We start from the raw sequence: 19,173 nt of genomic DNA on the forward strand, positions 1-19,173 counted from the left end.
CATGGCCTGCATGTCCGTACTGACGCGCGACGAAGCGCAGACCCGTGCCCAGCTCCTCGACGTCCACCGATACACCATCGAACTGGACCTGACCGCCGGCGACGAGACCTTCGAGTCCCGCACCGTGATCCGGTTCACCGCGCGCACGGGCGCCGACACCTTCGTCGAGCTGAAGCCGGCCGAGCTGCGCTCCGCCGTCCTCGACGGCGAGACCCTCGACCCGCAGACCCTGGACGACAACCGGCTGCCCCTGAAGAACCTCGCCGCCGGTGAACACGAACTGCGGATCACCGCGAGCATGCGCTACTCCCGCACCGGTGAGGGCATGCACCGCTTCACCGACCCCGCCGACGGCGAGACCTACGTCTACACGCAGATGTTCATGGACGACGTCCAGCGCGTCTTCGCCGCCTTCGACCAGCCCGACCTCAAGGCCGTCTTCGACCTGTCGGTCACGGCCCCCACGGGCTGGACCGTCCTCGCCAACGGCGTCACCGAGCACCTCGGCGAGGGCCGCTGGCGGGCCGCCGCCACCCCGCCGGTCTCCACCTACCTCGTCGCCGTCGCCGCCGGCCCCTGGCACTCCGTGCGCACCGAACACCGCGGCCTGCCCTTCGGCATCCACTGCCGCCGCTCCCTCGCCCCCCACCTCGACGCCGACGCCGACGAGATCCTCGACGTCACCCGCGCCTGCTTCGACCGCTACCACGAGAAGTTCACCGAGCCCTACCCCTTCGACTCCTACGACCAGGCGTTCGTCCCCGAGTTCAACGCCGGCGCCATGGAGAACCCCGGCCTCGTCACCTTCCGCGACGAATTCGTCTACCGCTCCGCCGTCACCGACACCGAGCGCCAGACCCGCGCCATGGTCATCGCGCACGAGATGGCCCACATGTGGTTCGGCGACCTCGTCACCCTCAAGTGGTGGGACGACATCTGGCTGAACGAGTCCTTCGCCGAGTACATGGGCTACCAGACCACCGCCGAGGCCACCCGCTTCACCGGCACCTGGACCGAGTTCGGCGTCGTCCGCAAGGCCTGGGGCTACGACGCCGACCAGCGCCCCTCCACCCACCCCGTCGCCCCCGAGGACGTCGCCGACACCGCCTCCGCGCTGCTCAACTTCGACGGCATCTCCTACGCCAAGGGCGCCTCCGCGCTGCGCCAGCTGGTCACCTGGCTCGGCGAGAAGGACTTCCTGGCCGGCATCAACACCCACTTCGCGCGGCACAAGTTCGCCAACGCGACCCTCGCCGACTTCATCGACTCCCTCGCCTCCGCCACCCGGCGCGACGTCCACGCCTGGGCCGACGCCTGGCTGCGCACCACCGGCGTCGACACCCTCACCCCGACCGTCACCACCGAGGCCGGCACCTGCACCCTCACCGTCGAGCACACCGGCAGCCGCCCGCACCGCATCGCCGTCGGCCTGTACGACCACGACCTCTCCGACGACGAGGGCCGCCTCACCCTGCGCGAACGCCTCGACATCGACATCCCTCAGAGCACGCCGCAGCCCATCGGCAAGCCCCCCGCGCTGCTCCTGCTCAACGACGGCGACCTCACCTACACCAAGGTCCGCTTCGACGCCGCGTCCGCCGAGTCCGTCGGCACCAGCCTGTCCCGGCTGCCCGACCCGCTGACCCGCGCCGTCGTCTGGAACGCCCTGCGCGACGCGGTCCGCGACGGCGAACTCGCCCCCGGCGCCTACCTGGAGACCGCCCGCGCCCACCTCCCGCGCGAGACCGACCTGGCCCTCGCCCAGGGCGTCCTCGCCTTCGCGTCCACCCAGATCGCCGACCGCTACCTCACCCCCGAGGAGCGCCCCGCCGCCCTGGCGACCCTGTCCTCGCTGTGCCGCGACCTCATCCGCCGCACCGAGGACGGCGACCACCCCGGCCTGCGCCTGATCGCCGTACGCCACTTCATCGACGTCGCCGCCCACCCGGACACCATCGCCGCCTGGCTCGCCGACGGCACGGTCCCCGGCGGACCCGAACTCGACCCCGACCTGCGCTGGCGCGTCCTCGCCCGGCTCGCCGTCCTCGGCGCCGCCGACGAGACCGCCATCGCCGCCGAACAGGAACGCGACCCGTCCGCCAACGGCCGGGAAGGCGCCGCCCGGTGCCGCGCCGCCCTGCCCGACGAGGAGGCCAAGCGCGCCGCCTGGGCCGCGATGTTCGACGGCGACGACCTGTCCAACTACCTCTTCACCGCCACCGCCCAGGGCTTCTGGCAGCCCGAACAGGCCGACCTGGTACGGCAGTACGTGCCGCGCTTCTACGACGACGCGGTCGCCGTGGCGGCCCGCCGCGGCCCCGCCATCGCGGAGGCCGTCGGCCGCTGGGCCTTCCCCGCACACGCCGTCGACGCCGAGAACCTGACCCTGGGCGAGGCCTGCCTGCGCGAGGCGGACCCGATCCCGTCCCTGCGCCGCAAGCTGGCGGACCAGCTGGACGACCTGCGACGCGCCCTCCAGGTAAAGGAGGGCACGACGGCATAGCCCCACCGGGCGTCTGCGGGACGGGACTCCGGACCGGAACGGGGGCCAGGGGCGGCGGCCCCCGGCCCCCAGCCACCGGCTCCCACCCGCACGGCACCCCGTGGCGCCTCCTGCTTTCGGGTCCAAAACCCGTACGGGCAGGGCACGTCACCACAACCACCGACAAAATGGGACTCCCCGCCCCCGGAGGAGCCCATGCGCACCCCGCCCCTCGCCTCAGGCCCCGAAGGCCCCGCCGCGCTGCGGCCGTTGCTCGCCACCGTCCTCGACGCGCTGGACGCCGGCGCCCGCGCCCGCGGCGGGCCCCTGCCCGCGGGCGGCCCCACCGCGGTGGCCGCCCGGGTACGCGCGGCGGCCGGCGAGATCCTCCCGCAGCGGGGCGACCCGGCCGCCCTGCACACCCTGGTCCGCGTCCTGACCGAGGGCTCCGCCGACCCCGCCCACCCGCTGTGCGCCGCACACCTGCACTGCCCGCCCCTCGCCGTCGCGGCCGCCGCCGACCTCGCCGCCTCCGTCCTCAACCCCTCCCTGGACTCCTGGGACCAGGCCCCGGCCGCCTCGGAGCTGGAGGCACTCGTCACCCGCGCGCTCGCGGCCGAGACAGGCCTGGCCGACGCCCTCGTCACCACCGGCGGCACCGAGTCCAACCACCTCGCCCTGCTCCTGGCCCGCGAGCGCCTCGGCGCCGGCCTCCGCCTCGTGTGCGGCGCCAACGCCCACCACTCGCTGCCCCGCGCCACCTGGCTCCTCGGCCTGCCCGAGCCGGTCGTCGTCCCCGCCCCGGCCGGCACCCTCGACCCCGTCGCCCTCGACGAGGCCCTCACCCGCCTGCCCGGCCCCCTGCTCGTCGCGGCCACCGCCGGCACCACCGACGCCGGGCTCATCGACCCCCTCCCCGACATCGCCGCCCTCTGCTCCGCCCACGGCGCCCGCCTGCACATCGACGCCGCCTACGGGGGCGGCCTGCTGTTCAGCGACCGCCACCGCGCCCGCCTCACCGGCCTCGACGCCGCCCACACCGCCACCCTCGACCTGCACAAACTCGGCTGGCAGCCGGCCGCCGCCGGACTCCTCGCCGTCCGCGACCCCGACGACCTCACCGCCCTGAACCAGCGCGCCGACTACCTCAACGCCGACGACGACACCGACGCCGGCCTCCCCGACCTCCTCGGCCGCTCGCTGCGCACCACCCGCCGCCCCGACATCCTCAAGACCGCCGTCACCCTCGCCACCCTCGGCCGCACCGGCCTCGGCGCCCTCGTCGACGAGGTCTGCGCCCGCGCCCAGGACCTCGCCGCCCTGATCGCCGCCGACCCCGCCCTCGAGCTGTACGACACCCCCACCCTCAGCACCGTCCTCTTCCGCCCCGCCGCAGCCGACGACGAGACCGTGGCCCGCACCCGGCGGCGGCTGCTCACCGAAGGCCGCGCCGTCCTCGGCCGGGCCCGCCTCGACGGCCGGCTCTGGCTCAAGACCACCCTCCTCAACCCCCACACCCGGCCCGACGACCTGGCCGCCCTCCTGGAACTGGTGGAAGGAAACACCCCCGCATGAACACCCCGGCCCACCCGGCCCCCGCCGCCCCCCGCGACCTCGTCGGCATCGGCATCGGCCCCGCCAACCTCTCCCTCGCCGCCCTCGCCCAGCCCCTCGCCGAACTCGACGCCGTCTTCTACGAACAGCGCCCCACCTTCGCCTGGCACCCCGGCCTCCTCATCGACGGCGCCCGCCTCCAGGTGCCCTTCCTCGCCGACCTCGTCACCCTCGCCGACCCCGCCAGCCCCTGGACCTTCCTCAGCTACCTGAAGACCCGCGAGCGCCTCTTCCCCTTCTACTTCGCCGAGCGCTTCCACATCCACCGCGCCGAGTACGACGCCTACTGCCGCTGGGTCGCCGACGGCCTCCCCGCACTGCACTTCGGCCACCGCGTCGACGCCGTCCGCTGGAACCCCGAACGCGACCTGTTCGAGGTCGACCTCACCCGGCTCGGCCCCGACGGCGAAGCCGAGGCCGCCGGCCGCACCCACACCAGGAACGTCGTCGTCGGCGTCGGCACCGAGCCCCACGTCCCCGACGCCCTGCGCCCCCTCACCGACACCCCCGGCGTCCCCGTCCTGCACACCGCCGACTACCTCGACCACCGGACCGAACTCCTCGCCGCCGGCCACGTCACCGTCGTCGGCTCCGGCCAGTCCGGCGCGGAGGTCTTCCTCGACCTCCTGCGCCACCGCCCCACGGGCCGCGAACGCCTGCACTGGATCGGCCGCACCGAGGCCTTCGCCCCCATGGAGTACTCCAAACTCGGCCTCGAACACTTCACCCCCGACCACACCCGCTACTTCCACGCCCTGCCCGAACCGGCCCGCGACCACCTCGTCGACGCCCAGTGGCAACTCCACAAGGGCATCGACGCCGACACCCTCGCCGCCATCCACGAGGAGCTGTACCGCCGCACCCTCCACGGCGGCTGGCCCGACGCCGTCCTCACCCCCGGCGTCCGCGTCCGCACCGCCGTCCGCCTCGCCACCACCCAGATCGAACTCCACCTCGAACACGTCCGCCAGAACACCCGCAGCCGGCTCACCACCGACGCCGTCGTCCTCGCCACCGGCCACCGCGAACGCCCCCTGGACCACCTCCTCGCCGGACTCGACCCCCACCTCCGCCGCGACGCCGCCGGACGCCCCCGCATCGACGAGCACTTCCGCCTCGCCCTCGACCCGTCCGTGACCGGCTCCGGCTGCCACGTCTACGTACAGAACGCCGAACGCCACACGCACGGCGTCGGCGCCCCCGACCTCGGCCTCACCGCCTGGCGCAGCGCCACCGTCCTCAACACCCTCACCGGCAAGGAGACCTACCCCCTCCCGCGCCGCACCGCCTTCACCACCTTCGGCCTCGACCCCCGGCCCCCCGTCCCGCCGGTCCGGCAGCCGGCCACCCCCACCCCGCTCCCCGAAGGCCGGTGACCCGCCGACCACGACGAAGGGACGGCGGGAGCCCGGCCCCCACCGTCCCTCGCACTCCACCGTCCCTCACACCCCGACGGCCGTCCGCCCGACTGCTAGAACACGGGCGTACCGTCGCGCGTCAGCCTCCAGTCCACCGACGCGAAGTCCTTCGGGTCCAGCACACCCTTCGCCGTCACCCACTCCGCGATCCGCGTCCGGATCTCCGTCGACTCCGCCCACAGCTCCCGCGCCGACGCCACGTGCGGGAACGCACCACCGCCGTTGGCCCGGTAGTTGTTCACCGCCAGCACGAACTGCCGGGCGTCGTCCCACGCCGCCCCGCCGTACGTCAGGTTCCTGATCCGCGACCCCGCCGGCTGCGCGACGTCGATGTCGTACGACAGCCCCGACACGTAGTCGTAGTTGTAGTCCGGACGGCCACCGGCGTTCGTCAGCTTCGCCACGTCCACGGCCGCGTCCGCCGCCGTCCGCACGAAGTACTCCGCCGAGTACTCCAGGTACGCCCGCACCTGGGCGCCCGTCATCAGCTTCGCGACCAGCGTGTTGTCGTACACGTACAGGCTCGACAGGTCCCGGATCGTCACCTCGCCGGCCGGGATCTCCGAGGTCCGCGAGAACGGCGACGCCTGCGCGATCACCGGCAGGGACGCGTACGACGTGCCCGCCAGGGCCGCCTTCACCACGTCCTCCTGGACCTTGGTGATCAGGTCGATGATCGGGGCGTCCTTGTAACGCGCCTCGACCGTGGTCAGCGTGTCCGTCGCCGTGCCGACGACCTGGTTGACGTACGCGACGACCTTGGCGTGCTCGTCCGACAGCAGCCTGGTGATCCTCGGGTCGTCGGCGACCGTGTTGGAGTTCAGCACCGACGCCGCCACCGACTCCACACCCCAGCGGCCCCGGGCGAAGACCAGCTCGACGTCGAACAGCGACAGCCGCTCCGCGTAGGCCAGCGGCTCCGACAGCACGACCGTCTTCCCCGTCTCCTCGTTGACGACCTTCAGCTCCGGGATCTCCACGTGCGCGTGCCCCACCAGGATCGCGTCGATCCCCGGCACCCGCTGCGCCACCAGCGCCGCCGAGTTCTCCACGTACGGCAGCTGGTCACCGTACGACGACGTGCCCGAGGAACCCGAGTGCGCCGACACCACGACGACGTCCGCACCCATCGACCGCAGCTTCGGCACCCACTTCGCCGCCTGCTCCTCCAGACCCGGGAAGGTCAGCTTCCCCTGCACGTACGCCTTGTCCCAGATCGCGATGCCCGGGTTGGTCAGGCCCAGCACCGCCACCTTCACCGGCGGCGCGCCCTTCACGCGGAACGTCTTCATGAAGTAGGGCGGGAACGCCGGCTTCAGCGTCCTCGCGTCCAGCGCGTTCGCCCCGAGCAGCGGGAAGTCGCACTGCTCCTCGAACCTGCGGAGCGTCTCGATGCCGTAGTTGAACTCGTGGTTGCCGAGCGCCACCGCGTCGTACCCGATCGCGTTCATCGCCTGCGCCATCGGGTGCACCGGACCGCCCTCGGCGGTGATCGGGTCCACCTTGGCGTAGTAGTACGTCAGCGGTGTGCCCTGGATCGTGTCGCCCGCGTCCAGGAGCAGCGTGTTCTCCCGGCCCCGCTCCTCGCGAATCTTGTTCACCAGGGTCGAGACCCGCGCCAGGCCCTGCGCGTTGCCCTTGGCGTCGGAGTACTCCGCGTCCTTGAAGTAGTCCCAGTTGAAGACGTGCCCGTGCAGGTCCGTCGTGCCCAGCACGGTCAGCGCGTACCGCTTGGCCGGCCTGGCCGGCTTCCGGGGCTCCGCCGCCCGCGCCGCCGGTGCCGCGACCGCGCCCGCGACCGCCACCCCCGCCCCGGTCACGGCGGACTTCTTCAGGAACTTCCGGCGGTTCAACGGCATGCTGTGCTCCTCGGACAACGACCAATGACGCGCGTAGACAGATGCGCGTGGACAAGGGACACGCACAGCCGGACGCGCGTAGATTCTGACCCGGCCATGGCAAACGACAACAGACCCCACAGGTTTCGATCTGATGACCGCAGCCACCCGGGAGCCGCCCCACAACCAGGCAAGGCCTGCCAGAGCGGGGCGTATGGCCACCCCCACCGCCCACGGCACCCCCGACGCCCCTCGGTCTCCTCTGACCCGATCCGCCGGACAGCCCCTGACCGACCTCCCCCTCACCCGCACCGACGGCCCCCGGTGGAAACTGCGCCCCGACTCACCGGTCCACCGCGAAACCCGCCGGCAAGCGGAACGGGACGCCGCACGGCGCGCGACCGAGTACGCCGAGGCACTGGGCACCTCCGCGGCCGCCCTGATCGAGCCGGCCGACCCCGGCGACGAAGCGACGGGCAGACGCCGACAGGGCGCCCTCGAACACCGGACCCTCCGCAGGACCCCCACCCCAGAAGACGCGCCACCCGAACCCCTCGACCTCGAACCGGAACGGATACGGGTGCGCGCCGAGGTCAGAGCACAATTCACCATGCTCCCTCCGCACCTGCGAATTCACCCGATCGAGGAATCCGGGCCCCCGTGCGGATGCTCATCGGAGCGGTCGGGCGCACAATGCCGCGCCCGTCAACAGCCCTTCACGCAAAGGTTGTTGAGAGGCCATGTCCTGCGAATTCGCTACCGCCGGGTAAGACTTAGGCTCGACTCATGCGCCGAGCGAAAATCGTCTGCACCCTGGGCCCCGCCACCGACTCCTACGACCGGATCAAATCCCTGGTCGAAGCCGGAATGGACGTCGCCCGCCTCAACCTCAGCCACGGCGACCACGCCGAGCACGAGGAGCGCTACCACCACGTCCGCAAGGCCTCCGACGAGACCGGCCACAGCGTCGGCACCCTCGCCGACCTCCAGGGCCCCAAGATCCGCCTCGGCCACTTCACCGAAGGACCCGTCCTCCTCGAACGCGGCGACACCTTCACCGTCACCGTCGAAGAAGGCGTGGCAGGCGATCGTCACACCTGCGGAACCACCTACGCCGGCCTCGCCGACGACGTCTCGCCCGGCGAACGCATCCTCGTCGACGACGGCAAGGTCTGCCTGGAAGTCACCGAGATCGACGGCCCCCGCATCCGCACCCGCGTCGTCGAAGGCGGCATCGTCTCCGACCACAAGGGCCTCAACCTGCCCGGCGTCGCCGTCTCCGTCCCCGCCCTGTCCAAGAAGGACGAAGAAGACCTCCGCTGGGCCCTGCGCACCGGCCTCGACGCCATCGCCCTCTCCTTCGTCCGCAGCGGCCGCGACATCCTCGACGTCCACCGCATCATGGACGAGGAAGGCCGCCGCCTCCCCGTCATCGCCAAGATCGAGAAACCCCAGGCCGTCGAGAACATCGACGACATCGTCGCCGCCTTCGACGGCATCATGGTCGCCCGCGGCGACCTCGGCGTCGAGATGCCCCTCGAACAGGTCCCCATTGTCCAGAAGCGCGCCGTCAAACTCGCCCGGCGCAACGCCAAACCGGTCGTCGTCGCCACCCAGATGCTCGACTCCATGATCGACAACTCCCGCCCCACCCGCGCCGAGGCCTCCGACGTCGCCAACGCCGTCATCGACGGCACCGACGCCGTCATGCTCTCCGGCGAGACCAGCGTCGGCAAATACCCCGTACAGACCGTCCGCACCATGGCCAAGATCCTCGAAGCCGCCGAGGAGGACATCCTCGCAGCCGGCCTCCCACCCCTCACCGAACGCAACAAACCCCGCACCCAGGGCGGCGCCGTCGCCAGAGCCGCCGCCGAGATCGGCGACTTCCTCGACGCCAAGTTCCTGATCGCCTTCACCCAGACCGGCGACACCGCCCGCCGCCTCTCCCGCTACCGCTCCCCGATCCCCCTCCTCGCCTTCACCCCGGAACCGGCCACCCGCTCCCAGCTGAACCTGACGTGGGGCGTCGAAACCTTCCTCGTCCCGCCCGTCGGCTCCACGGACGCGATGGTCGACCAGGTCGACGAACTGCTGCTGCGCCTCGGCCGCTGCGAGAAGGGCGACGTGGTGGTGATCACGGCGGGTTCGCCTCCGGGGGTGTCCGGCTCGACGAACCTGGTCCGCGTCCACCACGTGGGGGAGGACGACAGGCCCAAGTAGGGGGCGGTCGGGTCAGTACTTGGGGCCCACGTGGGCGTCCATGAGGGCGACGGAGGCTTTGCGGGCGACGGAGATGTTGAACGGATCGCTGCCGCGAGCAAGAGTGGTCCACTCGACGCCGACCTTGTCGAGGGTGTCAGCGAAGAGCTTCCGGATGTCGTCCGACTTGTTGGCGAAGAAGTAACGGGGATATTCGTAGCGCTTGATCTTGCCTCCGACGATCTTCTCGGTCCAGTTGGTGATGCGACATCCGTCGGAGTGGATGAGACCGCGGATGAACCCCCAAGGGTGCGCATCGACGATGGCCTGCTGCCAGGGGGTGAGAGAGATGCGACGCTCGTGCTTCTTGCCCGGGCCGTGCTGGGGGAAGAGGCAGTGCAGGTGCTTCGAGTAGACCTTCACGTTGCGGCAGCCTGTCCTGCGAACCCGGCAGACGGAGTTGTCGGGGAAGACTGCGCGTATGGCCTGCTCGCATTCATCCATGAGGCCGGGCCATGATTCGGCGCAGGTGATCATGAGGTTGGGCACGCGGTGCTCTGAGTAGTGGCTGATGTGGCCGTCGCCGAGATAGAGCCCCAAGAGGTAGCCGTATGCCGTCTCGTCCAGCTCCCGACCGTCGCACCGGGGGCACCTCGGGTCGTGCGAGCCAGGACATTCGCCGCGTTTGGCGCGGTCCAGGTGCTTCCAATAGCTGATTGTGCCCAGAGGGATGTTGAGCTGACGAGCCACGTCAGCGTTCCGGGTGCCGTTGCGCAGCAATGTGACGGCCGTCTGCCGAATCTCGATGCTGTGGAAGTTCATGTGGATACGGTGCGTGACCCACTGTTACCGTGAGCAGCAAAAAACGGAAGATCACGCGAACGTGATCCTCCGCTTATCGGTGCCGGGTATGGGATTCGAACCCACATGTCCTTTCGGACAGAGGTGTTTGAGACCTCCGCGTCAGCCAGTTGCGCCAACCCGGCCAGCCAGCCAGAGAGGAGTGTACCGGGTGACCGCGTCGAGCCGCAGCTAGGTAGGCTCTTGTCAGCAGTGCCCCTGCCTGAACAAGGAGCCCCCGTGACCGCCCCCGAGTCGCCCCAGCCCGTAGACGCGCCCGACGACGACAAGTCGCACGTGCCTCCGCTGACGACCCGTGTCGTCATCGCCGAGGACGAGGCGCTGATCCGCCTCGACCTCAAAGAGATGCTGGAGGAGGAGGGCTACACCGTCGTCGGCGAGGCCGGTGACGGCGAGCAGGCCGTCGAGCTCGCTCGTGAGCACAAGCCGGACCTGGTCATCCTCGACGTGAAGATGCCCAAGCTGGACGGCATCTCCGCCGCGGAGAAGATCGCCGAGGAGCGCATCGCGCCGGTGCTGATGCTGACCGCGTTCTCGCAGCGCGACCTCGTCGAGCGGGCGCGTGACGCGGGGGCGATGGCGTACCTGGTGAAGCCGTTCAGCAAGAGCGACGTGGTTCCGGCGATCGAGATGGCCGTCTCGCGGTTCACGGAGTTGCGTGAGCTGGAGAACGAGGTCGCGGATCTGACGCTGCGGTTGGAGACCCGCAAGCTGGTCGATCGGGCGAAGTCGATCCTGCAGACGGAGTACGGGCTGACGGAGCCGGCGGCGTTCCGGTGGATCCAGAAGACGTCGATGGACCGGCGGATGTCGATGCAGCAGGTGGCGGAGGCGGTCATCCAGGACGCCGACGAGAAGAAGGCGTCCAAGGGCTGAGGCGTTGCCGCCGCGCGGACGAAGTCGCCGCACACGAAGAGGCCCGCGCCCCCGGTTCGACCGGGGGTGCGGGCCTCTTCGTGTGCGGGGTCGGCTCAGTCCTCGCCGAGGTACGCCTTGCGGACGGACTCGTCGTGCAGGAGGTCGCGGCCCGTGCCGGAGAGCACGATCTTGCCGATCTCCATGACGTGGCCGTGGTCGGCGAGCGAGAGCGCGGCCTGGGCGTTCTGTTCGATGAGCAGGATGGTCATGCCCTGGGACTTCAGTTCCGCGATGGTCGCCATGATCTTCTGCATCATGATCGGGGACAGGCCCATGGAGGGTTCGTCCAGCATGAGCAGCTTCGGCTGGGACATGAGGGCGCGGCCCATGGCGAGCATCTGCTGCTCTCCGCCGGAGAGGGTGCCGGCGGCCTGCTTGCGGCGCTCTCCCAGGATGGGGAAGAGGTCGTAGGCGCGCTGGATGTCCTTCTCGATGCCCGCTTTGTCGTTGCGGAGGAAGGCGCCGAGGCGGAGGTTGTCCTCGATGGTCATGCGGGGGAAGATGTGCCGGCCCTCGGGGGAGTGGGCGAGCCCCAGCGAGACGATGTCGTGGGCGGGGGTCTTCTTCAGCGACCTGCCGTTGAATTTGATCTGGCCGCCGACCGGCTTGAGGAGCCCGGACAGGGTGCGCAGGGTGGTGGTCTTGCCGGCGCCGTTGGTGCCGATCAGGGTGACGACCTCGCCGGCCTCGACCTTGAACGAGATGCCCTTGACGGCCTCGATCTTGCCGTAGGCGACCCGGAGGTCCTCGACTTCGAGCAGTGCGGTCATCGGTCGTTCTCCTTGGCGGGCGCGGCGTCCGTCGTGGTCTCGGCGTGCGCTTCGGCGGCCTCGACTTCGGCGATCTCCTCGGCGCCGGGGGCGTCCTCGTAGGGTTCGCCGAGGTAGGCGGCGACGACGCGTTCGTCGCCCTGCACGGTGGCGCTGTCGCCTTCGACGAGTTTTTCGCCCTGGACGAGGACGGCGACGCGGTCGCAGAGGTTGAAGATGAAGCGCATGTCGTGCTCGATGACGAGGACGGCGATGCCCTGGTCGCGGATGGCGAAGACCAGTTCCTCGGTGGCTCGCGTCTCCTGGGGGTTCATGCCGGCGGTGGGCTCGTCGAGGAGGAGCAGGCCGGGTTCGCTGGCGAGGGCCCGGGCGATCTCCAGCTTGCGCTGTTCGCCGTAGGGCAGGTTGCGTGCGAGGTGGTCGGCCTTCTTGTCCAGGCCCACGAACTCGAGGAGTTCCATGGCGCGTGCGCGGGAGGTGGCCTCGGCCTTGTGGAAGCCGGGGAGGCGCAGGACGGCGGACCAGAAGCCTTCCTTGGTGCGGGTGTGGCGGCCGACGAGCACGTTCTCCAGGACCGTCATGTTGGCGAACAGGCGGATGTTCTGGAAGGTGCGGGCGATGCCGGCGGCCGTGACCTTGAAGGACTTGGGCGGCAGGACGGTGCCCTTGTAGCGGACTTCGCCCTCGGTGGGGATGTAGAGGCCGGTGAGGCAGTTGAAGAAGGTGGTCTTGCCGGCGCCGTTGGGGCCGATGAGGCCGACGATCTCTCCGGCGTTGACGTGCAGGTCGACGTCGCGGACGGCGGTGAGGCCGCCGAAGCGCATGGTGACGCCGCGGGCGTCGAGGACCCTTTCGCCGGTGGGGGCGACCGTGGTGGTGGTGTCGGTGGTCATGGTGGTCAGGCCCCTGCCTTCGTCAGGACGGTGGGAGCTTCCGCGTCCTCGTGGAACTCGAGCTGACGTCGCCGGTTGGGGATGAGGCCTTCCGGGCGGAAGCGCATCAGGAGGATGAGTGCGAGGCCGAAGGCGAAGAGCTGGTAGTCGCCGAGGAACTGGAGCTTGTTGGGGATGAGGAAGAGCAGTGCCGCGCCGATGAGGGGTCCGCTGATGGTGCCCATGCCGCCGAGGACGACGGCGGCGAGGAGGAAGGCGGAGTTGGGCGGGATGGGGCCGGCGAAGAGGTACTGCTCGGGGGTCACGGTGTAGGTGACGTGGGCCTGGACGGTGCCGGCGAGGCCGGCGAGGGAGGCGCCGACGGCGAAGGCGATGAGCTTGACGCGGAAGCCGTTGATGCCCATGGCGAGTGCGGCGGTCTCGTCCTCGCGGATGGCGACCCAGGCGCGTCCGATGCGGGAGTCGCCGCTGCGGCGGAAGACCAGGACGACGATCGCCGTGATGATGAGCATGAGGAAGAAGTAGTTGGCGAAGCGGCCGATGGTGAATCCGGCGATGGTGTGCTCGGTTCCGAAGTCGAACCCGAGGATGTTGAGGTTCGGGATGGAGGAGATGCCGTTGGAGCCGTTGGTGACGTCAGGGCCGGAGGTGCCGTCGAGGTTGTTGGCGGTGATGCGGAAGATCTCGCCGAAGCCGAGGGTGACGATGGCGAGGTAGTCGCCGCGCAGTCGCAGGGTCGGGGCGCCGATGAGGACGCCGAAGACGAGTGAGGCGGCGGCGCCGACCAGGACGGCGGCCCAGAACGGGAAGTGCACGTCGAAGGGGGAGCTGGGGGAGCCGGAGACCATGGCGGCGGCGTAGGCGCCGACGCCGAGGAAGGCGACGTATCCGAGGTCGAGGAGGCCGGCGAGGCCGACGACGATGTTGAGGCCGAGGGCGACGGTGCCGAAGATCAGGATGTAGACGCCGACGGTGGCGTACTGGTCGTCGGTCTGGGTGAAGGGGAACATCGCGGCGGCGACGAAGGCGCCGCAGATGGTGATGTTCTGGTGCCGGGCGGTGATCTGGGAGGCCTGGTTGACCAGTCCGGCCTTGTTGAGTGCGGCGAAGCCGAAGGCGGCGGTGATGAGGAAGCCGATGAAGAGTTCGTCGTACTCGGTGCCGATGCCGTAGGTGAAGACGGTGAGGCCGAGGCCGAGGACGGCGACGATGATGAGGATCTCGGCGTAGGAGGGCAGGGTGCCGACGGGGCGGGGGGTGCCGCCGGCGAAGGCGGCCTTGGTGATGTCCCGGCCGCCGCGCAGGCGGTGGCGGAACAGTTCCCAGCCGGTGTCGTCCGGGTCGTGGGGTTCGGGCTCGGGCCGCTCGAAGGGGAGGGCCAGGGCGCCGAGGAGGGCGACCAGGGTGGCGAGGGCGGCGACGAAGCCGCCGGGTTCGAGGTTGACGATGCCGCCGAGGTCGACGGTGATCGCGATGACCGTGTACCAGACGGTGGCGAAGGCGGCGAGGGCGGCGAACTTGATCGCGCCGTCGGCGCCGGCGGGGGTGAGCCAGCGGAGGCCCTTGACGCCGTAGGAGGACAGGCCGAGGAGGGTGGTGAGGGCGCCGCCGATGAGGGCGAGGACCTGGAGTCCGCCGGGGTAGCCGTAGACGGTGAGGTCGCCGGGGAAGGCGGCCGTCCAGGTCCAGGCGAGGAAGGTGGAGACGACGGTGAGGGCGCCGCCGCCGGTGGCGAGGGCGCGGCCGAGGTGCTCCGGGATGCCGATGAGGCCGGTGGCCGGTGCGGCGGGGGTGCTGGGGGTGCCGGGTGCGGTGGTCTGTGTGGTCATCGGTGTCACGCCCTGTCCGCGACGCGCTCGCCGAGCAGGCCCTGGGGCCTGAACAGCAGTACGAGGATGAGAAGTACGAAGGCCCAGACGTCGGCCCAGGACTGGCTGCCGAACTGGTCCATGCCGGGGATGTCGGCGATGTAGGCGGTGGCCAGGGTTTCGGCGATGCCGAGGACGACGCCGCCGATCATGGCGCCGTAGATGTTGCCGATGCCGCCGAGGACCGCCGCGGTGAAGGCCTTGAGGCCGAGGATGAAGCCCATGCGGTAGTCGATCTGGCCGTACTTCAGGCCGTAGGCGACGCCGCCGACGGCGGCGAAGATCGCGCCGAGGGCGAAGGCGATCACGATGATGCGGTCGGTGTTGACGCCCATGAGCTTGGCGGTGTCCGGGTCCTGCGCGGTGGCCTGCATGCCGCGTCCGGTGCGGGTCTTCATGACGAAGTAGGCGAGGACGGCCATGCTGATGGGGGCGGCGGCGAGGAGGAAGACGTCACCGGTCTGGATGGTGATGTCGCCGAGGTGGAAGGGGCCGCCCTCGATCTGCGGGAAGGTGCGGGCGGACTTCGCCTCCGGGTACCAGGCCCAGACGGCCTGCTGCAGGCCCAGGGAGAGGCCGATGGCGGTGATGAGGGGGGCGAGCCGGGGGGCGCCGCGCAGGGGGCGGTAGGCGAACCGTTCCGCCCCGATGGCGACGAGGGCGGCGACCAGCATGGCGCCGATGAGCATGAGCGGCAGGGCTATCCACATGGTCGTGCCGTTGGGCAGTACCCAGAGGTAGACGGAGAGAGCCCCGAAGGCGCCCGTCATGAAGATCTCGCCGTGGGCGAAGTTGATGAGCTGGACGATGCCGTAGACCATCGTGTAGCCAATGGCGACCAGCCCGTACATGGATCCCAGTAGCAGGCCGTTGACCAGCTGCTGCGGCAGTTCGTTCACCGCATGTCCTCCGAGACGTTCGGATTGTTTCGACGGATGTGTCCGGATGTGGGTCCGCGCGGGGCGCCAGTGGAACAGCGCCCCGCGCGGCTCGGTGGTGCGGGTGGGTCAGCCGGTGTAGGTACCGGCCTTCACCGACTTCCAGGCACCGTTCTCGACGGCGTACACGGTGAGCTGCTTGTTGGTGGCGTCACCGAACTCGTCGAAGGAGACCTTGCCGGTCACACCGTCGAAGGAGACGTTCTGCATGGCCGCGGTGACCTTGGCGCGGGCGTCGTCCGGGAGCTTGCCGTCGTTGTCGTCGACGACCTTCTTCACGGCCTCGATGATCGCCCAGGCCGAGTCGTAGGCGTAGCCGCCGTAGGCGGAGTACTCCTCCTTGTAGCCCTCGGCCTTGTAGTTGGCCACGAATTCCTTGGCGGAGGGCAGCTCCTCGACCGGGGCACCGACGGAGGTGGCCAGGTCGCCGTCGGCGCCGGCGCCGGCGAGGCTGAGGAAGTTGTCGTCCTTGATCCCGTCACCGCCGATCAGCGGGATCTTGGCGCCGGCCTCCTTGATCTGCTTGCTGAGCGGGCCGGCCTGCGGGTATTCGCCGCCGTAGTAGACGACGTCGGCGCCGGAGTTCTTGACCTTCGTGGCGATGGCCGAGAAGTCCTTGCTGTCCGGGTTGATGTGTTCGGTGCCCGCGACCGTGCCGCCGAGCTTCTTGAACTCCTTGGTGAAGGTGGCGGCCAGGCCGGCGCCGTAGGTCTTCTTGTCGTCGATGACGAAGACCTTCTTCTTCTTGGCGTCGTTGAAGACGTACTGCGCGGCGAACGGGCCCTGGATGGCGTCCGTGGTCGCGGTGCGGAAGTACGACTTGTACTGGCGGGTCTTCTCGGTCTGCCAGTTCGCGCCCTGGGTCAGGCTGGGGCCGGTGTTCGCCGGGGAGACCTCGACCAGCTTGGCGTCGTCGAAGACCTTCTGCATCGACTCGGCGACGGAGGAGTTCAGCGGGCCGACCACGCCGAGGACGTTCTTGTCCGCGACGAACTTGGTGGCGTTCTGCTGCCCGGCCGAGGGCTGCGCCTGGTCGTCGAGGGCTTCGATCTTGAAGGTGACGCCGTCGACGTACTTCTTCTTGTTCGCGGTCTTGGCGGCGAGGTCGGCCGAGTTCTTGATGCCCAGGCCCATGGCGGACAGGTCGCCGGTCAGCGGGGCGTCGACGCCGATGGTGACGGTGGTGCCGCCGCCGCTGTCGGAGCCCTTGTCGTCGCTGTCGCGCGAGCCGCAGGCGGTGAGGGTGAGTGCTCCCGCGGACAGCGCAGCGGTGATGGCGATAAGCGAACGTTGACGCACGTTCCAGTCCTTTCCCTGGGCGGCCCTCCCCCCTGGAAGAGGCCGAGTCGAGCGCTGGGGCCGAAGGGGTATTCCAGCTGCGCGGTGACTGGCCGTGACTCTAAACGGGTGAAGGTAACGCGGAGGAGGCTCTGGCCCATGCTGTGACTCTCTTGTTATGACACGAGGTAATGCAGAGCGGTACTCGGAGGGTGGAACCGTGGAATTCAGGCCGATTCGCCCTGTCCGCATGCTGAGAATCCGCAGGACGGGCCCCGATGGTTTCAGGCGTCTCAGGCGTTTTGGTGATTACGCGGATTCGTTGCTGCAGGCGACTTGTAGGGCCTGGGAGAGGTCCTGCGCATACCGGGAGCCGAGGATGAAACTGTGGTCCTGTATTGCGCGCGCATTACGCAGAGTTACGTCCAGGAAAGGCAGCCCGGCATCCGTCGGCACATTTTCGCAATCCGTCACATGCATCGTGATGACGATCTTGCGGGCGGAACCCGCCTTCGTGCGGAAAGGTGGGCGCGGCGCCGACGTCAGGAAGATCCCCGCGTACGGCTGAGCCAGCCGCGTCGTCGTGACCGGCGGACCCGACTCCACGCTGAGCAGCACCTCCAGCGCGAAGGTCCGTGGCCGGGTGCCCGGCGGCACCGCGAGCGGCCCCAGATACGCGACGTCCACCACCTGGGACGGGAACGGCGGTGCCGGGACGGCTCGTTGGCGGTCCTGCGGCCGGGTCGCCCAGAGCAGACCGGCACCGGCCAGGAGGGCGAGGGCCGTCAACGCCCCGAGCGCGGCCCGGCGGTGACGCCCGAGGGGCAAGGCCGGCCGCAGGCGCGAAGCGCCCGACCCCCGGACCTCCCCGGCCTCCCACACGCGCGTGCCCTCACCCGGCTCGACGGGGCCGACCCCGCCGCTCACCGCCACGGACCCCCGCCCGGAGTGCCGGAGCGGTACCGGGCGACACAGCCCTCGCGCGACTGACGGTCGATCAACTCGTGTGTGGCACGGGCGCCTTCGCGCTTCTCCACGGCCCGCGCGGCGTCCACGACCGACCGCAGGATCTCGTACTGGCCGCCTGAGAGTCCCATCGACTGGTAGTCCCCGTAACCGCCGCCGTCCAGCACCTCGCGCGACCAGTGGGCGACGATCCGGGCGCACAGCACCTCGGGGGGAGTCGCGGAAGGCGCCGGGGTGCCCCGCGCCCCGGCGGCGCCGGGACCGGCGCAGGCCGTGGCCAGCAGGCCCGCGCCGAGGACCGCTCCGAGAGCCGTCCCGAGGCCTCGCGCCGCGGCGGTTCGCCGGGGCGTCCCCGACCGCCGTGCCGGCGCGGACCGGTGGGTCGGCACCGACCGGCGTGCCGCGGGCGGTCGTGCCGTCGCGGGCCGTCGCGCCGTTCCGGTTCGCCGTGCCGCTTCCGTCCGCCGTGCCGTTGCGGGCCGTCGCACCGCCCGCGGCCAGAGGGGCCCTCCCATTGCCATCCCCCGACGCTAGGCCGCGGAGGCGGCGGCGGGCAACGGGCCGGGAGGGCCGGGACGAGGAGCGCCGGTGCGGTCAGCCGGCCGCGGGCGCGGCGTCGCCGGGATCCAGATCCCGCAGCAGGCACGTCAGCCGCGCCGTGCACACCCGCTTGTCCGCCTCGTCGCTGATCACGATCTCGTACGTCGCCGTGGACCGGCCCCGGTGCACGGGCGTGGCCACGCCGGTGACCAGGCCGGAGCGGGCGCCTCGGTGGTGGGTGCAGTTGAGGTCGACTCCGACGGCGATCTTGGAGCTGCCGCCGTGCAGCATGGCGCCGACCGAACCGAGGGTCTCCGCCAGCACCGCGGAGGCGCCGCCGTGCAGCAGTCCGTACGGCTGGGTGTTGCCCTCGACCGGCATCGTGCCGACGACCCGCTCGGCGGACGCCTCGACTATCTGTACGCCCATGCGGGTGCCCAGGTGCCCGGCGGAGAAGAGGGCGCCCAGGTCGATGCCGAGCGCCGCGTACTCGTCGACGACCTCCTGCGGGAACTTCACGTGCTGCTGCTCGCCCATCTGGACCTGCTCCGTTCGTCGTGACCCGTGTCGTGACCGGTACGGGGACC

Annotated in this window: 15 protein-coding genes, 1 tRNA gene and 1 pseudogene; 6 read left to right on the forward strand and 11 right to left on the reverse strand. The window is 70.5% G+C overall.

The window, feature by feature from the left end:
- Positions 1-10 precede the first annotated feature (10 nt).
- The 3 genes from pepN to ACGFQC_RS04815 all read left to right on the forward strand — a co-directional run bounded on the left by pepN (position 11) and on the right by ACGFQC_RS04815 (position 5,472).
- Positions 11-2,503, forward strand: a complete 2,493-nt coding sequence (pepN, locus tag ACGFQC_RS04805) for an aminopeptidase N (protein ID WP_363087288.1) — start codon at positions 11-13, stop codon at positions 2,501-2,503.
- 195 nt (positions 2,504-2,698) lie between these two features.
- Entirely contained in the window at positions 2,699-4,057 is a 1,359-nt protein-coding gene (locus ACGFQC_RS04810; protein WP_363087289.1) for an aminotransferase class V-fold PLP-dependent enzyme, read from the forward strand.
- A complete protein-coding gene (locus tag ACGFQC_RS04815; RefSeq protein ID WP_363087290.1) occupies positions 4,054-5,472 on the forward strand; it encodes a SidA/IucD/PvdA family monooxygenase in 1,419 nt (472 codons plus the stop codon). Before ACGFQC_RS04810 ends, ACGFQC_RS04815 begins: the two co-directional genes overlap by 4 nt.
- Positions 5,473-5,567: 95 nt before the next feature.
- Here the strand turns inward: ACGFQC_RS04815 and ACGFQC_RS04820 are convergent, their stop codons facing one another.
- Positions 5,568-7,373 (reverse strand): 5'-nucleotidase C-terminal domain-containing protein, encoded by a 1,806-nt coding sequence (locus tag ACGFQC_RS04820; protein WP_363087291.1) that lies wholly within the window; start codon positions 7,371-7,373, stop codon positions 5,568-5,570.
- Positions 7,374-7,638: 265 nt separating this feature from the next.
- Between ACGFQC_RS04820 and ACGFQC_RS04825 the strand changes: the two are divergent.
- Both ACGFQC_RS04825 and pyk read left to right on the forward strand, forming a co-directional pair.
- Positions 7,639-7,980 (forward strand): annotated as a pseudogene (locus tag ACGFQC_RS04825) (SIMPL domain-containing protein); the annotation flags it as partial.
- Positions 7,981-8,138: 158 nt separating this feature from the next.
- The gene (pyk, locus tag ACGFQC_RS04830) at positions 8,139-9,575 is read left to right on the forward strand and encodes a pyruvate kinase (RefSeq protein WP_363087292.1); all 1,437 of its coding nucleotides are present in this window, start codon (positions 8,139-8,141) and stop codon (positions 9,573-9,575) included.
- A 12-nt stretch (positions 9,576-9,587) separates the two neighbouring features.
- Here the strand turns inward: pyk and ACGFQC_RS04835 are convergent, their stop codons facing one another.
- Positions 9,588-10,376 (reverse strand): helix-turn-helix domain-containing protein, encoded by a 789-nt coding sequence (locus ACGFQC_RS04835; protein ID WP_363087293.1) that lies wholly within the window; start codon positions 10,374-10,376, stop codon positions 9,588-9,590.
- An 80-nt stretch (positions 10,377-10,456) separates the two neighbouring features.
- Positions 10,457-10,540: transfer RNA gene (locus tag ACGFQC_RS04840), tRNA-Leu, on the reverse strand.
- A gap of 94 nt (positions 10,541-10,634) precedes the next feature.
- On the opposite strand from ACGFQC_RS04840, the gene ACGFQC_RS04845 reads away from it, so the two are divergent.
- Positions 10,635-11,291: an ANTAR domain-containing response regulator gene (locus ACGFQC_RS04845; RefSeq protein ID WP_086771301.1), complete on the forward strand. Its 657-nt coding sequence runs from the start codon at positions 10,635-10,637 to the stop codon at positions 11,289-11,291.
- Positions 11,292-11,386: 95 nt separating this feature from the next.
- On the opposite strand, the gene ACGFQC_RS04850 is transcribed toward ACGFQC_RS04845, so the two are convergent.
- From ACGFQC_RS04850 to ACGFQC_RS04885, 8 genes are all read right to left on the reverse strand, one after another.
- Positions 11,387-12,103, reverse strand: coding sequence for an ABC transporter ATP-binding protein (locus tag ACGFQC_RS04850; RefSeq protein ID WP_363087294.1), 717 nt, complete (start codon positions 12,101-12,103; stop codon positions 11,387-11,389).
- The gene (locus ACGFQC_RS04855) at positions 12,100-12,996 is read right to left on the reverse strand and encodes an ABC transporter ATP-binding protein (protein ID WP_363087295.1); all 897 of its coding nucleotides are present in this window, start codon (positions 12,994-12,996) and stop codon (positions 12,100-12,102) included. The genes ACGFQC_RS04850 and ACGFQC_RS04855 overlap by 4 nt, the downstream gene beginning before the upstream one ends.
- Positions 12,997-13,001: 5 nt before the next feature.
- Positions 13,002-14,825 carry a branched-chain amino acid ABC transporter permease gene (locus tag ACGFQC_RS04860; protein WP_363087296.1) on the reverse strand — a complete coding sequence of 608 codons (1,824 nt, stop codon included), beginning with the start codon at positions 14,823-14,825 and terminating at the stop codon, positions 13,002-13,004.
- 5 nt (positions 14,826-14,830) lie between these two features.
- Positions 14,831-15,763: a branched-chain amino acid ABC transporter permease gene (locus ACGFQC_RS04865; protein ID WP_363087297.1), complete on the reverse strand. Its 933-nt coding sequence runs from the start codon at positions 15,761-15,763 to the stop codon at positions 14,831-14,833.
- A 108-nt stretch (positions 15,764-15,871) separates the two neighbouring features.
- Positions 15,872-17,101 carry a branched-chain amino acid ABC transporter substrate-binding protein gene (locus ACGFQC_RS04870; protein ID WP_363087298.1) on the reverse strand — a complete coding sequence of 410 codons (1,230 nt, stop codon included), beginning with the start codon at positions 17,099-17,101 and terminating at the stop codon, positions 15,872-15,874.
- A 288-nt stretch (positions 17,102-17,389) separates the two neighbouring features.
- Complete coding sequence (locus ACGFQC_RS04875; protein WP_363087299.1) at positions 17,390-18,007, reverse strand: Tat pathway signal sequence domain protein; 618 nt, start codon at positions 18,005-18,007, stop codon at positions 17,390-17,392.
- On the reverse strand, positions 18,004-18,252 hold the full coding sequence (locus tag ACGFQC_RS04880; RefSeq protein ID WP_363087300.1) for a hypothetical protein: 249 nt from the start codon (positions 18,250-18,252) through the stop codon (positions 18,004-18,006). The genes ACGFQC_RS04875 and ACGFQC_RS04880 overlap by 4 nt, the downstream gene beginning before the upstream one ends.
- Positions 18,253-18,640: 388 nt before the next feature.
- A complete protein-coding gene (locus tag ACGFQC_RS04885; RefSeq protein WP_363087301.1) occupies positions 18,641-19,123 on the reverse strand; it encodes a hotdog fold thioesterase in 483 nt (160 codons plus the stop codon).
- Positions 19,124-19,173 lie beyond the last annotated feature (50 nt).

The sequence above is a fragment of the Streptomyces sp. NPDC048734 genome (assembly GCF_043198675.1).
GTDB lineage: Bacteria > Actinomycetota > Actinomycetes > Streptomycetales > Streptomycetaceae > Streptomyces.